Consider the following 16223-nt stretch of genomic DNA (forward strand, 5'->3'; position numbering starts at 1 on the left):
GTTTCCTCCAATCGGAACCCAAGACGGCAACGTCTGGTCCGTGCTGGATGCATACACGTTTCTGTGCCCGCAGGCGCTTGTTTCGGTCGTAACGACATTGTTCCGGGTCAGACCAACAGCAACTTGTTTCTGTGCCCGCAGGCATTTCCTTCGGTCGTAACTACACCCCAAAGACAGTGATTTACCCAGCAGGGCAACGTTTCTGTGCCCGCAGGCGTTTGCTTCGGTCGTAACCCTACTCGGTTTTCGGCTGGTGTGACCTGCATGTTTCCGAGGGTCATGCACGCACCCCTGCGGGTGATGTGCACCGCCCGGTCGCAGCGATGCCGCACTCGTCTGAACTGCAGTTTTGGCTGCATGCACCCTGTGCCCCGAGTCCAGTGGTCGGCGGCTTTGTGAATGTTGCCGAGTGCGGTCTGTGTCCGATGTGCTTCGGCGATTGGCCCGGTTGATACCACCACCGGCACGGACCTCGACTCAGACTAAAGCGGACAGCTGAATCAGCGGTGGGTTCAAACCGGCGGTCGCCATCAGCGCTCGGGCTCACCCACGTCCTGCCGGCAATTGGATCATCGTGCCCGAGCCGGCCTACAGGCTTTGTCCCTGAGTCGGCGTTGGCGGGCGGACGAGGAGCGCCGACGCAACATCGCCGCCGAACTGCGTCGCAAGTGCAGGACACCCAGCAGAACAAGTAGCGCTCGGTCGGTGGTGTGCTCAGAAGTCGTGGCTTCGTTGCCCTCGTAGAGCGCGTCATGAACCGGTGCCCACCGCGAATACACAGCCGAACACTGTCAGTCCGTTCATTCGAACGATCTAACAACGGTCGGCTGGAGTCATTCAAACAATCGACAGCGTCATCGACGCGGACCTTGGGACTACGCCAGTTTGCGCCGGCCATTCGTGCCTAGGTGTGATCAAATCTTGTTCGATATCGTTGCCGCCAGTGTGCCGCGTGGCCACTACATCGCTCAAGGGCGCGCCTCCCGTTCGGCGCGACACCAATGCCCAGGTGGCGCATCGGGCATCAACAAAGCAGCACATCCGAGTGCTTACGGCAGTCCCCAACGGTCTCGAATACGCGTGAGTGTCCCTGAATAGAGGGGTTTTCCGGTGATCCGCGATACCTCGATTCGCCGCCGGTGTCATCACAGTCCCGCCATAGGCAAGGTGACCTCAACGGTCGATACTGACCGCGGGCCGGCCCATCGAGAGTCGACGCCAGATGTCACTGGCCACCGGGCTGTGTACCCGTGGGTGACTTGCGGGTGGTAGCTGCTGTCGCGCTGGGCGGATCTGCGTTGAGTTCTCGCGGTTGTTGCGGGGGCTTAGGAGACGGTGTCGCCGAGTGTCGGTTGGCGAGCCATTCGTCGAGAAACGACCGTTCTTGCCGCTGAGGTTCGCGTCGCGCGTGTAGACCCGATCCAGCGGCGGCCACACGAGACTTTCCGGCCGCCGCAGCGGTGGTGAGGGTTCTGTGCGGCTCGACCAGGGCAGCGACGGTCGCGTCATGGACCAGCTGAGTCACCGACTCGACATCCTGGGCGCTGCGGGCTACACGCCGGTCATTGTGGTCGATCATCACCGTGTGCGGCGAGACTCCGACATCGCCGGCGGTACGCAACGTGATTGCCGCAAGGTTCGGAAGTGTCGTCAACACCGCGGGGTCGACTTGCCCACCGAACCGTGTGAACAGCTCGGCGGTGTCGGCGACCGCACTGCGAAATGCCAACGTGGTCGCGACATTACCGTCGATTGCCGGCCGCAACCCAGCATCGAGCTGGCCGAGGTATTGGTGTGCCAATACCACCGACAGCCCGAACTTGCGACCTTCCGAAAGCATGGTTGTGAGCGCGCCGGCGATCAGCGTCTGGGCCTCGTCGACGACCACAGTGAACGGCTGCTGTGTGCGCCGGCGCCGCAGCGCACCTTCCCATGCACGGTTCAGATATAGGTACCCGAGGAGTCGCGACGCCTGCTCCCCGAGATGGGCTTTGGACAGATCGACGAGAATGATCCGTCCCTCGTCCATCGCGGCAGCGAAGTCGATCGCGTCTCGTCCGGATCCGAGGGCCCCTCGAACAGCGGCGGTCGAAGCGAACGCCTCGAACTTGGAATTGACCCAGGACACGACTTCACCGTGTTCGGCGGACCGCCGCGACAACTTCTCATTGGCCCACCATTCACGCAATCGATCATCCGACGTCGAGGCGGTGAGGTCGTCCATCAGTGCCGGACGCGCGAGTACGGCCGGTACATCGAGAAACGACGCTTCCACACCGTGAAGTAAAAAGAGCGCGCGCATTCCCATCGCTACCCGCTCCCGGAAGCGTGGTCCGACGACGCCGCTGTCCTTCCTGTCGAACAGCTCCTGAAAGATCGAGCAGGTCGCGTCGATAGCGATATCGCGGCGCACCGGGTCTGCTTCGGCGAGCGGCGACAATGGCACCGGATTGCTGACATCACCGCACCGGATCACCCACGTGCGGGCGATAGCATCCGAGGGTAGTTCGGCGAGCACACGCTCGATGAGATGCCCGTGGGGGTCGAGGACGAGCGCACCCTCCGTGCCCGCTGCGGCGAGCTGGTTGATCAGCGCCGCCAGTGCGGAACTTTTTCCCGTTCCTGTCCGCCCCAGGAAGTGTAGGTGACGGACACGCTCTTGCAGGGAAAGTTCCACGGGGACCATCTGTCCCGACACGGTTTTCGCGTGCCCGATGCGTATGCCGCCTTCGGCGGCGTCAACGACCTGCTGCCTCGACGCGGGGATGGGAGCGGCAGGGCCGGTGAACGTGCCAGGGACCGGTTGGCGCCCGGCAACCGGAATCGGCAGAACCCGATCCAGATCACCGACACCGACACCGATCCACGATCCAGGTCCGGCGGTCCTGACGACCCTCAGCCCGGGAAATCGTTGCCGCACAACGGCGCGCACACCCAACGGTGGGTATCCACTACGAGTAAGAATGCTCAATCGCCACTCGAACCCCTCGCCGGCCCGGCGAAGCGTGGTGCGAACTCCGGTGTGCGGGGTTCGGGAAAGCTCGGTGAGCAAGGAGTCGAGCGAGGGAAGTGTGCCCCCGGGGAAGACGATTCGCGATGACTGGGTTGGATCGATGCCGAACCCGAAACCTTCCCCGTGTGAGTCGACTGTTAAAGCCCATTCAGTGACCGTCTGCTGTTCCACGGCCCGGACGTCGCAGAGTTGAGCGATCGGTGCGACCAGATCGGTCATCGCAACAGCGATCTCGGTCGCATCATTGATGTCACGAGCCACAGCAGCCAGAGTGGTGGTGACCATCGCGCCGTCGTCGCTCATCATCGTCAGCTCGAGAGCGCTGTCACCGCCAGCTTCGGTCAGCAGCGCGCCGAGCCGCACCGGCAATTCGAGGCGCATACGGGTGCTCTCGGCTTCGGAGAGTCGCCGCAGGGCACTGAGCTCGGTGGTAATGCGTTCGCACGAACCTTCGTTGGCACTGTCATTGTCGTACACGTTGCACTCCAGCTGTCGGGGACAGCAGCAACCTCAGGGACAGCCCATCTCAGAGCAACAAGGCGCATGGGCACGAAGTTGCATCGCCCCTGACCGGTCAGCTGCAGCAACTTCTGTGTCCCTGAGTTACCGGGTGTCCGCAAAACAATCCCGTTGAAAGGGGACCGTCCAATGATGGATCAGCCGCCGTTGGTGCCGAACGTCAGCGAAGTGCGCTACGCGAAGGAGCAGCTGAAGCTGCGTAAGCGTGCCGACGAGGAGCGCAAACGCAACCTTGCCGCTGAGCAGCGCCGGAAGGCACTGGAGACCAAGCAATCCAAGTAGCCGTCTGATCTCTGAGCTGGTGGGGGGAGCAGGACGACGGCTCCCCCCACCTCGGCCTGTAGCCGAAGCGGTCATATGACAATTGCGGCGTCGGAATCTCCCAGGTTTTGCACGCCCACTATGGTCGTCCACCTGGGTATGTACGAGATGGGGGCGTACGCAAACTTACGAAAAATGCAGCTCAGACCAGCCGAGAACCGGGTAGGGTTTACGACCGAAGCAAGCGCCTACGGGCACAGAAACGATTGACCACAGAGTTCTCTTGCGATTGCGAATGCCGTTACGACCGAAGCAAACGCCTACGGGCACAGAAACATCTTGCTCGCATCAGCGATGGTCATTTCGTCCGTTTCGACCGAAGGAAACGCCTACGGGCACAGAGTCGGTGTGCCGTGTTGCTCAAGATCCCCGTAGCAGGATTTGCGACCGAAAAATCGCCTGCGGGCACACACGGGGCGCGCGTCTGAGACCACAGCGCCCCACGTGACGGGCGAGTTCGGCGACGGCTCACACCTGCCCAGATCTTTTGTATCGATGCACGCGGAGTGCCGGTTATTGTGTCGATGTGCAGCGGTGGGTGGTGAAATTCAGTGGTGAAAAGGTGGTGTTGCCGCCGCGGCTGCGGTGGTCGCAGTACCTCCCGGTCGGACTGAGCATTGTCGGTGAGTTCGAAGGAGCTCACCACAGGTTGGTCAAACCGCATACAGTCCGCTCGATCGTGGTCGACGGGAAGACATCGACGATGACCGCGACGGTGTGCTGGCTCGCCGACAGCTATCCCTCGCCGGTTGACCCAGCATCGTTGGTGGGCCGTCGGTTCGAGTTCGGTGGTATCTCGTTGCGCTGCGCGGCAGTAGATTTGATTACGGACGTGGAGCAACGCGCTTTGCTGGGTGAGGTGTTCTCGGATCCGTGGTTGCCGGATCCCGTCGGCAGCATCGTGGACCCGGTCGTCGAATTCCGCATGCGCAGCGCATCCCCGTGGGTGTTCGCTACCGGCGACCCTGCCACCGAGTTTCACGCCGGTCGGTCGGTGTCGCGCCTGGCGCGTCGTTGGAACGAAATGCTGGTGTGGCGACCGGATTCGACCCCGGACGATCGCGGTATGACCACCGAGGAGTCGGTGCCGCAGGAGGTTATCGACGAACTCGCCGAATGTACTTCTGCGGTGAGTGTGTCGCGCCTGTCCGTCAGCGAGCAGCAGCTGGCGTTCGACCCCAAGCGGAGGCAGCCGCGCACGAGACCGTCGGTCGAGGTCGACGCTGTGGTTCGGTGCGCAGCCGATTCGATCACGACGCTGCTGTGGTTCCAGACGCTGATGCGGTTCGCGGTGTGGTCGGGTGTCGCGACACGGACGACATCGGGTCTGGGGCAAGTCGACATCGAGCAGGTACGCCGGCTGAGCGACCTCCCGCACGCTGTTGTGCCGGAGTGGGAGATCTGGTGATCAGTGCCTCGGCAGCGATGACCCTGCCGTCCTCGTCACGGACGAGGTGACCGGGGCAGAGCAGATCCGATCGATCCGAGGCGACGTCGAGGACCAGTCGCGAGACGATAAACGCAGTGCCGCGTCGAGATGCGGGTAGTCCCAGCACTTTCGGGTTCTGCTCGATCAAGACAGGGACTCCGTTGTGGTAGCCGGTGATGTGGACGGCGCGGTGGTGTATCCGGGCGACTTGGCCGCAGGCGGGGATGCTCAGGTGTCGGTGACTACCGACGAGAACGATCGCATGTTCGGTGAGATTGATCAGCTCGATGCCGGAGGTCGGCGTGGCTGTATCCCGTCCGGTCTCGGTCTCGGTCTCGGTCTCGGTCTCGGTCTCGGTCTCGGTGTCGTCGGGTGTCGAGGAGTGGGACGCGGGCTGGGTGCTGGCGGGCATGGTGTGCACTTCAAGGACAGGGTCGCCGGCTCGGTCCTTGAGTGGATCGTCGTCCTGATCTGCCCCCGCCGTGCGAGGAGTCGTATCCATGTCCAGTCCCGTCAATTCCCCTGCTCCGGAACCGTTCGATCAGCTGATCGACGGTAGGTCCGGTACCCGGTTGAGGTCACGCCGCCGTCGTATGGATTCACTGGCCGGTTTGATCGCTCAACCACTGTGGATGCTGTCTGCGCTCGCAGCGGGGTTGGTGACGGTGCAAGCCGTGGCCACGATCGGTGAGTACGCGTTCCTGCGGTCGAGCCTCGATCACATCCTGCCCGACCAGCCGTCTCGGTTGCTGATGATGATCGCGGTAGGAATGCTGGTCGCCTACTCGGTGCTGTGTTCGGTGGTCGGGCATCGGCTGGCGGTGGCGAAGGAAGCGACCGACGACGGCACAGAGAAGTCATCGGGGTGGCGCGCATTCGGACCGGTCGGAGCACTGTTTCTCCTCGTCGCGGTCAGTGCATTGATTTTCATGGCATGGCGTCGAGCAGATGTCCTCGCCGATCGTGCGGCCGCGGCAACGGTCGCGAAAGCGCAGGCCGGTGCCGACCTGCTCGGTGCTCAGACTGCACCGACTGCCGACCTCGACGCGATCCGAGATCAGGCGTACCAGAGTGCATGGTGGAGCGATTTCTGGTTCGTCACCGGCGTCATGGTGTTGCTCGGTGCGGTCTCGGTCGCAGTCGGACTCGGTATGCACCTGGTGATGCGGGCGTGGAACATCGCAGCGGTCCAGGCCCGCGCCGATCGATGGATTGCCAAGGCCGGCAGGGCGGATACGGCCCGCAACGCCGCCCAGGATGCGCTCCGTACCCGCGTGGCGATGCGTGAAGACCGCAGCGAGCTCGCCCAGAACCACCGGGCCGCGGTGACGCAGCGATTCGACAACGCCCGCGCGCATGCACGGGTGTACCTCGCGCAGCGACTCGGGTCCCCGGACGCGACGACGAACATCGTGCCCTCCCCGGCCGACATCGCAGCGATCGAGAAGTCCCGTCCCTGAGTGCAGCAGCACCCATTCCCCTTCGACCCCTGGAGGTCACCGTGCCCGAGTCCACCTTCCCGACGCGGCTGGTCGCCGTCACCGCGGCCGGCGCTGCTCTTCTTCTGTCCGCCGCGTGCGGCAGCGAGGAGGCGGTAGCACCGAGGACCTCGTCCTGCGCGTTCGTGCCCGATCTGAGCGTCAGTGCCTCCTCGGTGACGGCGCGCGCGACACAACTGCTGTCGAGCTTCGTGCTCGATCAGGGTTGCGCGTCGGTGCAGGTGGTCCCCATCACCAGCAACTCCAGCGGTGAAGCGTGCACGGTCCCGGCGATCGACCTGCTCGATCTCACCGCCTCACCCGACAATCCTGCCGGGACCGCGGCCGAGATCACGGATGAGAAGCTCCCTCTCCTCCTGCAGCAGGTCACGGCACTGAATCAGTGCGTCACGGCCAACGGCAACGATGCGGCCACCGACGTCACCGGCGCATTTCGGCAGGCAGGCAAACTCGCCAACGGCGCGCCGGTGACGATGCTGGTGATCTCGGACCTGGTCCACAACGTGGGCCTGAACATGGTCACCACCGCCCTCGACTCCGACGCCCAACGCTCCGACATCGCCGCTGCGCTGGCGGCGCAGTTACCGGACATGCCCGGCTGGTCGATCACTGCGGCCGGTGTCGCGGCAGGGACCTCGGCGTTGACACCGACCCAGTCCGATTCGGTGCAGGCGGTGTGGGAGTCGGCGGTACGCAACAAGGGCGCGAGCTGGCACCGAGCAGCGGTGTAGTCATTCGTTCGACGGACAGGTGTTCGTGCCGGAACCCACGAACGCCTGTCCGGCTCTATTGTCTAGATTCCGGCATTCAGGAGGGGCGTACTCGATGGCACAGTGGTGGATTCATGTCGATCTCGCCGGAATTCAACGCTACGTCTTCTCCTCACGCACCTTGCTCGACGCCATCGGGCGAGCCGCGCAGGTCGAAGACGCGACCGACCGTGCCGCACTGATCGCGGCCGACGTCCTTCCCGACGGAATCGACATCGAGTTCGGTGCAGCCGGCGCATTGATCCTGACCACCGCCGCCACCGAATCCGACCATCCCTCTCAGCCGCCGCCCCGGGTCACCGACGCAGTCTCGGCCTACACCCGGTGGCTCTACGACCTGTCCGATGCTTTCACCCCGGTCGTCGCGATCCAGTACGTGCGCAGCGGCGAAGAACAGCACGCTCACGCCGCGGCAGGAGACCTGCTCCGCTGGGCTCGACACACACGGATCCCAGGCGTGGGCACTGCCCTGCCGCCGGGAGTGCTGCGCTGCGCGTTGACGGGCGCCCCTGCGACCGATTTTCTGCCCCCGACACGCGAGATCCCTGTAGCGATGGAAGCACTGACCGCTCGCCGGCGCGGCCGGCAGTGGCACACAGCGCAACAGCACAAGATCCTGGCGACGGCACCGCTGCCGGACGCGATCTCGGTCGACCTTCCAGTGCAAATCGACCATCTCGGACGCACCGAGGGCGTCACCAGCCACGTCGCCGTTGTGGTCATCGACGTCAACGATCTCGGCGCAGCGCTGCGGAGCCTGCCCTCGGACACCCTGCGCACCCGCTCGGCGGTGGCCGATCACCTGCGAGGATTGGCGGACGAGCTCGCCGAGCATCTGGTGCACCGGGTGTGCTCGGCGATCGAGGTCATCGACGGCGTCCCAGCCCTCGCCGGGTCGCCGGCGGCCTTGTCCTTTCCACTGCACCCGGCCCCCGCCGCGCCGCGAGCAGAGGAACCCGATGCCGCAGCCGATTCGGCCGAAGGCACCTCCACTCGAGACTCGGCAAGCGACGCAGAGCAGGCAGTGTCCCCGACGAGGTGGTCACTTCCGGTGCGGCCGTGGGTCATCGCCGGAGACGACTTGGTCCTGGTCTGCGAATCGAGACTGGCGTGGGATCTGGCGACTGCTGCCATGAATTGGATCGGCGCACCCGCCCAGACCGGAGCCCGCGCGGATCTGGCCGCTCTCGGTCCCACGTTCGGGAGCCAAAGCTGTCTGACGTTGACTGTCGGTATCGGAATCGCAGTGGTTCCCGTCGGATACTCGTTGGCCGCCGCCCACGATCTGGCCGCCGGGTTGTGCAAGAACGCGAAGAAGCACCGACGCGAGCACAGCTGGCACGGGCACGTCCTGGACTGGCATCGGGGACCGTCCTCCATCGCCGACGTCCTCGCGCACCGAGCACGAAGCGACGTTCGTTCGGGTTCGAGACCGTACCGCTACGCGCCGGATCCGGCGTCCGGCGACTCGCGCGCATCGGCACCGACGTGGAGCGATGTGGTGGCCCTGCTCGATGCCGACGCTCCCGGGAGTTTGCGCGGCCCCACGGTCGAGGAGAAGAGCCACGGATGGGCCAGCCGTCGCAGCTGGGTCAAGACCGATCTCCTCGCCGCCGCCCGCAGTCCGAAACCCAACGCTGTGTCGGAAGTGTTGGCGGCGAAGAACGAACGCGAGAAGTTGTTGACGGGTGCCCCGATGGCCGAATGGAACATCGACGACAGGACCTGGAGCCCGACCGACCGCGCGAACATGATCGTCGACGTGATCGATCTGCTCGATGATCACCTCGACCTGACCGCAGCGGTGAACCCGTCATGAGCGGCGAGACCGTGGTGCCGAGTTTCCTTCGAATCAAGCTGCTCTCACCGGCCGTGGTCGGGGTGGCCAGTAGCGACCCCCTCGATGTCGACCTCGAGGTCACCGCCGACGCGCTCGGGTTGCCCTACCTACCCCGTCATCGGCTCGCTGCGCGGCTGCGCGATGCCGCCGACGATGTGGCAGTGGCGTTCCCGGACATGGCCGGTGCCTTCCACGATCTGCTCGGATCCTCACGGCGGCTCACCGGAACACGGATGCTCCATGTCGGGCACGGGGAACTCCCACGGTCGGTACAGGCTGCGGCGGCGCACGCGGTACTCAGCGAGGCAGCGAGCACCGTCGATTCAGATATCCCACGACCGCTCGCGGCGCGGATCCGCGCCGCCTACACCGAGGTACTCGCCTCGACAGCCCGCGACGACGACGGTGCCCCGATACCGGGGACGTTCCGCCGGATCCGTGCGATCCGCGCAGGTACCGTGTTCGCCGCTCCCGTGGCCTTCCGCCGAGGTACGGTCGGTGCCGACCACCGCCGCGCTCTCGCACTGATGTGTGTCGCGCTCGAACAGATCGGAAGCGGCAGCTCCCGCGGCCTCGGACAGATCGAAGCCAGCCTCGACGGCGACCTCGAGCACACCCGCGACCTCGCATTCGGCAGGAGCCAGACGTGACCGCACTGTTCGCCGTCGTCGTTGTCGCCCTGCGTGACCGTGCGCTGATCACCGACACCCCCGCGGTGTCCCCTCGCACACTCGACCACCTTCCGGGCCGGGCGATCCGCGGCATGCTCGCCTCGATGTGCTCGCCCGCCGAACTCGACCTGCTCATCGCGACCGAGTCGATATCGTGCGGTCCGGGCCTGCCCGTGCTCGAAGAACCGGAAAAGCCCGAGATCTTCCGCCGCGGCCTCACCGTCGCATACCCCGCCGCCCGCACCATCGTCAGCGTCGACGAGGGCAAAGGCTACTACGACCTCGATGACGCCCGGACCGTGCAGAACAACGACCCGGCTACGAAGATCGGTCCGGTCACCGGATTGATCGTCGAGGACGTCGAAGCGCGACAAGTCGCGGCCCCGACGAGCACCCACCAGCGTCTGCAACGACGCGCACCCGGCGCACCAGGTGGACCGTTCACCGAAACGGTCCTCGAACCCGGGACCGTCTTCGAGATCCGGTTCCGGATCGCCGACCACGTCGACGACCCCGAAAAAGTCGTGGACACACTCGAATCCGTCCTCTCCCGGCCAGGTCTACGGATCGGATCCTCCGCCAACGCAGCCTATGGAGGCGACCTCGCGCTGGTCTCGTTCACCTACACCGAGAACGAGCCGTGGTCCGATGCTCCCACCGATACCGCAGCAGACGAGCCCGTCCATCTCGCATTGGTCACCCCAGCGCTCGTCCGCAACATCCACACCGGTGAACACGACCCCGGAGCGCTCCCCCTGGCCGTGATCACCGCCCTGACGCGCACGTTCGACACCGCGCTCGACCGGCCGGTGACCGTCGCAATCGCCGACGGTCTGCCGCCCTCGATCGCAGCGACACGAATCGGCGGCTTCGACCGCGGCTACCGGGGACTTAGACCCGAATCATGGGCCGCCGCAGCAGGATCGGTGGTCACCGTCACCGCCGACACACCCATTGCAGCCGACCTGTGGGATCGAGCTCTGTCGGAGCGGATCGGCGAACGCACCGCCGACGGCTTCGGTCTTCTGCGTCGCACGCCGGAGACCGTCGAATGGAACGAAGTCGGTGCCGAACTCCACTCGATACCGACAGCAGAGGAAACATCGCCTCCCTTTGCTCGGCTACGCGTCGGAACTGCCGCTCCCACCGTCGATCACCACGATGCCGACGTCGCAGCATTGCGCACGGCACTGTTCCACAACGCAGTCCCCACCGCGGTGTCCGACCTCGCCGTGTGGCTCGCCCGCGGCGCCACCTCGATTCCAGCGAACAGCACCCTGGCCAGGGTCAGCGCACTACTGCCCTCGCCGAGCCGGAACCGGGAGGCGGCATCGGCAGATCTCGCCGCCGTGCAGCGACACATCGAGGGCTACCGAACCGACGACACCCCCGACCAGCGCCCCGCGGCAATTGCCCTCGCACGCTGCCGAATCCACTGGAACATCGACCGATCGTGGACATTGTTCGACTTCCTGTCCGAGATGTCGGCAGAACCCTACGACCGGTCCACCTCGATCATCGTGCGGTCAGCGGATCCGCACGTCGATCCGCACGCCAGGCTTGCCCTGCCGGCGGCATTGAGCGACCACAGCCTCATCACCTCCAGCACCGATGATCGCCTGCGCGACGCAGAGTCCTGGATCGGGGAGCACAACGTCGAACTGCGACACGCTGTGCTGGTGAACGTGCTGCATGCACTGCGCAACGGAAAGGCACAGTCGTGACCACCACCACCGAACACCGCGCCGGCACCGCGACTAACAACGCGGCAACACCCGCAGCGTCCACCGTGCTCCGAATCCGCGGACGCATCCACCTGTGCACGGACACCACCCTCGGATCCTCCACCAGCGACCACAGTGCCGACACCCGCATCGCACGCGACACCGAAACCGGTCGGCCCCTGTGGGCTGGAACAGGCCAGGCCGGAGCGCTACGCCACCACCTCGCCGCCGTCCTCGGCGACACCCACGCCGCCACAATCTTCGGCACCGGCGACACCGATAGCGCCGTGCGCACCACCGACGCGCTCGCCTACCGAACCGACGGCGGTTACCCCACCACCTCACTGCGCACCGGAAACCGTATCGACACCGCCACCGGCATCGTGGACCCCGGAGCAGTGTTCACCGACGAAGTGCTCCCCGCCGGAACGGTGTTTCTCGTCGACTGGTCCCTGCACGCTCCATCGGCCCAGCTGACCGACCTCACTGCGGCGCTCGTCCGCGCCGTCGACGGTTTCGACGACGACAGCATCCGGCTCGGCGCACGCGCGGGGAAAGGCCGAGGAGAAACGCGGGCCTCGCACTGGCAGATCGACCTACACGAACTCGGCACCGCCACCGGATTCGAAGCCTGGTACACGCGCGAACGCACCCCACGCTGGCCCACACCGGACGAAAAGATCGACAGTGGTGACGATCTCGCCGCGCGCCTCGGTATCGTCCTGCCCGGGGTCGCAGACCGGGTAGCTGCTCTGCGGGCCATCGACCGACGGACTCGTATCGTCGTCACCGCATCCCTCGCCGTCGCCGAGACCGTTCTCGTCGGCACCGACGCCCACGCACCGAGCGAGACCACTCGGCCGGCGACGATGGTGCAAGGAACCGGCGGCGACGACGACGGCGATCGAGGGCCGCTCGCCCGATCACCGCTGACTCGCCCCACCGGTCGCGTCGGCGCAGAATCGCCGATCGACTCCGGCAGCGCTGTCCATTCGATGCTCAAACGCCACGGCCGGTGGATCCTGCATGCTCTCGCCAACCGCGTCGACAGCCCCGACGCCGCAGCACATGCAGACGCGATCACCGACGACCTGTTCGGCTCCTCCACTCGCGGCAACCGAACTCCGCGGCGACTGCGATCCTCACGGGTCACCGTCACCGAATCCCCCATCCACGCGGCGACGGCAGCGCAGCTCCCGCACGTGCGGCTCAACCCCCTCACTCAAGGAGCCGTCGATGGCCATCTCTTCTTCGAAGACGTCCTCGTCGGCGGTACCTCCACCCTCACCATCACCATCGCTCGGGCATCACTGCCCGACCTGGGACTACTGGACTGGATCCTGCGCGACCTCACCCACGGGGCCGGCCCCGCGATGGGTGCCGCGACCACCAACGGACACGGACGACGCGTACTGATCGCAGCGGAGTTCGACATCCCGGCGGACCTGTACGACGGTCACCCTGATGGATGGCATGCGGAGTCCCTCAGTAGCTACTTCGGCAGCGGTACCGCGTTGCGCGAGGCCGCCCACCGCGCACTCGACACTGCGATCGCCGAGGGACTCTCATGACCGACACCCATGCTTCGGCGCTGCAGCCTCCCATCGACGGACTGGACACCGCGCCGCTGACACCCGGCGAGATCGCCGACCTCATCGACTCCCTGAGCGCCGGCGGTGCCGGGTGGTCACCCGAGGACACCGGCCCGGTGTGGTGGCTGCACGCCGAACTCGGCTACGGCTACCTCGTCGGCCGCCACATCGCCGGTGGCTGGACGTTGGCGGGCCCAGACGGTCGGGCCGTGAACGCACTCGATCCCTCCTGGATACAGATCCGAGTCTTTCGACCCGGACGCGAACTGATCCTCTACCGCGACCGCGACCACATCGCCGGAACCAGCCGCGTACTCACCGACACCGCCAGCGCCGCAGGACAACCCAACACCCGCACACTGCGCATCGAAAGGACCGCTGCTGCTCTCCGAACGCCGGCGGTCTTCCCCGTGGTACGCGATCCAGCGACCGGGCTCACCGCCGTGATACCCGAACCACGACGCGGCACAATGCCCGTCGCACTCGTTGTGCGCGAACACTTCTCACGCGACCAGGACACCGGAGCGATACGTGTCGCGGCCGTGTGCTGGGACCGCTACCGAGGCGGTGCATCGGATGCGCTGATCGACGGCGAACTCCAGCCATCGGACAGGCCCCTGTCATGAGTCTCGGATGCCCATGCAGGACCAAACCCGTTGATAAACAAGAACTGTCGAGGAGTTCACGATGACCGCACCGTACACATTCGTCGGATTCCGCACCCCGATGCCCGGTCATCACTTCGCGCAGGACAACTCGGCAGTCCACGATCGCCCCGTCGTCGGCCGGGTCAGTGGCCGGATCGATCTCACCATCACCACCCTCTCGCCCTTGTTCATCGGCTCGGTCGACCACGCAGCCGGAACCACGACAACACTGAACTCCGTTCCGGTGATCCCCGGTTCGGCCCTCAAAGGCATGGCCCGTTCGTACCTGGCTGCGATGACCGGCTCGACGCTCGGACCACAGGCCGATCGCATCATCTGGTACCGCAATCCTGTTGGCGACAACGACTCTCCGACTCTGACGGCCCTGCACCACCAGTACGTCGCCGTTCGAGGGCAGTCCGCCGAACCAGGACGCCAACGGATCGGACTGCTCACTCGAACCACCGAGGGTACCTACCGGGTCACCGAATGCGTCCAGCTACGCCTCCAGCCGCCCAACCAGGCGTTCTACTACTCGATGGTTCCCAAGGTGACGTGGCGCATTCTCGCTCGAGACCTGTCGCTCACTCGCGACATCGACGACGACATGCTCAGGTCCCACAACGATCGACGGGTCTTCGTGGTGTGGGCGGCGGTGGACACCACACCGGCCAGGGGACAGAGGTCCATTCGCCGGGTCGTCTTCGCGGTCGGCACCACAGCACAGAACGCGATGGATGCAGCGGCCCGTCGACGCCTGAAGAACAACGGTGTACGAGATTCGGTTCCGAAGAACGTCGTGGCCGCTGAATTCCTGTCTTTTCTCGACGATGCGGGCAACCGTCACGACGGGCAGGACGACGAGCCCTCACCCCAGGTGATGGTGCTGCACGCAACGGGACTCACGTCATCTCGAGACGGCGACCGCAACACCGTCAGCAACGACGAGAGAAACGCCTACCTGTTCCCGCTACGCAAATCCCAGACCACCACATGGATCGCGAACAGCGGCGATCACGCCATGAGAAACGTCGGCGAGTGGGACATCACTCCCGAATTCGTCGACGCCGCCCTACGCGACGATCGCCAGCAATTGACCGACTATCAACGTTCTCTGCCCGACATCGACGAGCTGCTGACGGCCGATGGTGTGCCGGTCTTCTTCGACACCGCCATGCGGCGTAACAGAGAAATTCTGGTGCGCCTGGGGCGTGGCGGTGGGTTTCGGGTTCGGGCCAAAAAGCCGTTCCTCGCCACCATCGACAAACAATTTCGGGATGCCGGGTTCGATGCGCAAGCACCCGATCTGGTCCAGTCCTTGTTCGGCGACTCCGACGAGGTAGCGGCCAGGAAAGGGCGAGTGTCGTTCGGGACAGCGGTCGCTCAGTCGAACGCTCCGCGTTTGTCCACGCAATCCGACATCGTGCTCCTCGGACCGAAAATCGAAGCGTGGTATCGGCGACTGAAGCAGTCCTCGAACCCTACGACCCACGCTCCGATCACCTACAACAGTGACGATGCGACCTACCGGGGTCGGGAAATGTACATGCACCGGTGGCCGAAGGATGTCACCGACATCGACGAGACCTGGACGGCAATTGCAAAGCAGCGCCGTAATCCCGGGAACGCGGACAACGCTGTGGGCCGGGCGATCACGCCCGTGGCCCCGGACACGACGTTCACCGCCAGCATCCGGTTCACCAATCTCACCGCAGCCGAGCTCGGCGCGCTGCTGCAGGCGCTGCTGCTGGGAAACACCCTGCAGGACAACACCGCTGGTAACCCGGTGTATGCCCATCTGGTCGGCGGTGGGCGCCCACTGGGATTGGGTTCGATCCACCTCTCCCCCACGGTGTATCTCGATCACCCCGACCGCTACACCCGATGGGACGCGCCGATGTGGCACACAGCAACCAACGCCGAAGTCGGCGAATACATGCAGGCGTTTCGCGTCGCTCTCGAACAAGCCGAGCCCGACAGTCGGCAATGGACCACCGGACCTGACGGCCGTAGCTGGCCGCGCTCGATCGCCGAGGTCTTCACGGTTGCGCAGTGGCGAAACCGACTGCCCGAGGACCTGACCGCCGAGATGCCCCTGGCCGACCATCGACTCAAGAAAATTCCGAAACCGTTGTCGGAACTGACGCCGATGTTCGGGCGGTGACCGTGTGGGCCGGGATCTCCCGGTCCACACAGTC

General features: G+C 65.2%; 12 protein-coding genes. 11 read left to right on the forward strand and 1 reads right to left on the reverse strand.

From position 1 onward, the window contains the following. Positions 1–1225: 1225 nt before the first annotated feature. Positions 1226–3490, reverse strand: coding sequence for a type IV secretory system conjugative DNA transfer family protein (locus R3P93_RS22460; protein ID WP_317534144.1), 2265 nt, complete (start codon positions 3488–3490; stop codon positions 1226–1228). 171 nt (positions 3491–3661) lie between these two features. Here R3P93_RS22460 and R3P93_RS22465 point away from each other — a divergent pair, with 171 nt between their 5' ends. The 11 genes from R3P93_RS22465 (at position 3662) to R3P93_RS22515 (ending at position 16189) form a co-directional block, all read left to right on the forward strand. Continuing rightward, positions 3662–3814 (forward strand): hypothetical protein, encoded by a 153-nt coding sequence (locus R3P93_RS22465; protein ID WP_317534145.1) that lies wholly within the window; start codon positions 3662–3664, stop codon positions 3812–3814. Positions 3815–4532: 718 nt separating this feature from the next. Next, on the forward strand, positions 4533–5261 hold the full coding sequence (locus R3P93_RS22470) for a hypothetical protein (protein ID WP_317534146.1): 729 nt from the start codon (positions 4533–4535) through the stop codon (positions 5259–5261). Positions 5262–5584: 323 nt separating this feature from the next. Further along, a complete protein-coding gene (locus R3P93_RS22475) occupies positions 5585–5752 on the forward strand; it encodes a hypothetical protein (protein WP_317534147.1) in 168 nt (55 codons plus the stop codon). Positions 5753–5782: 30 nt separating this feature from the next. Then, positions 5783–6742: a hypothetical protein gene (locus R3P93_RS22480; protein WP_317534148.1), complete on the forward strand. Its 960-nt coding sequence runs from the start codon at positions 5783–5785 to the stop codon at positions 6740–6742. Positions 6743–6783: 41 nt separating this feature from the next. Next, a complete protein-coding gene (locus R3P93_RS22485) occupies positions 6784–7512 on the forward strand; it encodes a hypothetical protein (RefSeq protein ID WP_317534149.1) in 729 nt (242 codons plus the stop codon). Between the two features lie 94 nt (positions 7513–7606). After that, a complete protein-coding gene (locus tag R3P93_RS22490) occupies positions 7607–9370 on the forward strand; it encodes a hypothetical protein (RefSeq protein WP_317534150.1) in 1764 nt (587 codons plus the stop codon). Then, complete coding sequence (locus R3P93_RS22495) at positions 9367–10041, forward strand: hypothetical protein (protein ID WP_317534151.1); 675 nt, start codon at positions 9367–9369, stop codon at positions 10039–10041. The genes R3P93_RS22490 and R3P93_RS22495 overlap by 4 nt, the downstream gene beginning before the upstream one ends. Further along, positions 10038–11786, forward strand: coding sequence for a hypothetical protein (locus R3P93_RS22500; RefSeq protein ID WP_317534152.1), 1749 nt, complete (start codon positions 10038–10040; stop codon positions 11784–11786). Before R3P93_RS22495 ends, R3P93_RS22500 begins: the two co-directional genes overlap by 4 nt. Beyond that, on the forward strand, positions 11783–13357 hold the full coding sequence (locus tag R3P93_RS22505; protein WP_317534153.1) for an RAMP superfamily CRISPR-associated protein: 1575 nt from the start codon (positions 11783–11785) through the stop codon (positions 13355–13357). The genes R3P93_RS22500 and R3P93_RS22505 overlap by 4 nt, the downstream gene beginning before the upstream one ends. Next, complete coding sequence (locus R3P93_RS22510; RefSeq protein ID WP_317534154.1) at positions 13354–14004, forward strand: hypothetical protein; 651 nt, start codon at positions 13354–13356, stop codon at positions 14002–14004. Before R3P93_RS22505 ends, R3P93_RS22510 begins: the two co-directional genes overlap by 4 nt. A 61-nt stretch (positions 14005–14065) precedes the next feature. Continuing rightward, the gene (locus R3P93_RS22515; protein ID WP_317534155.1) at positions 14066–16189 is read left to right on the forward strand and encodes an RAMP superfamily CRISPR-associated protein; all 2124 of its coding nucleotides are present in this window, start codon (positions 14066–14068) and stop codon (positions 16187–16189) included. Positions 16190–16223: the final 34 nt, after the last annotated feature.

Origin of the sequence: Rhodococcus cerastii, assembly GCF_033042195.1 — a bacterium.
Lineage (GTDB): Bacteria > Actinomycetota > Actinomycetes > Mycobacteriales > Mycobacteriaceae > Rhodococcoides.

Excerpts from the sequence above, each read along its gene's own strand:
- R3P93_RS22510 (WP_317534154.1), top strand. The coding sequence starts at position 13,354 with ATGACCGACACCCATGCTTCGGCGCTGCAGCCTCCCATCGACGGACTG.
- R3P93_RS22495 (WP_317534151.1), top strand. The coding sequence starts at position 9,367 with ATGAGCGGCGAGACCGTGGTGCCGAGTTTCCTTCGAATCAAGCTGCTC.
- R3P93_RS22490 (WP_317534150.1), top strand. The coding sequence starts at position 7,607 with ATGGCACAGTGGTGGATTCATGTCGATCTCGCCGGAATTCAACGCTAC.
- R3P93_RS22480 (WP_317534148.1), top strand. The coding sequence starts at position 5,783 with ATGTCCAGTCCCGTCAATTCCCCTGCTCCGGAACCGTTCGATCAGCTG.
- R3P93_RS22465 (WP_317534145.1), top strand. The coding sequence starts at position 3,662 with ATGATGGATCAGCCGCCGTTGGTGCCGAACGTCAGCGAAGTGCGCTAC.
- R3P93_RS22515 (WP_317534155.1), top strand. The coding sequence starts at position 14,066 with ATGACCGCACCGTACACATTCGTCGGATTCCGCACCCCGATGCCCGGT.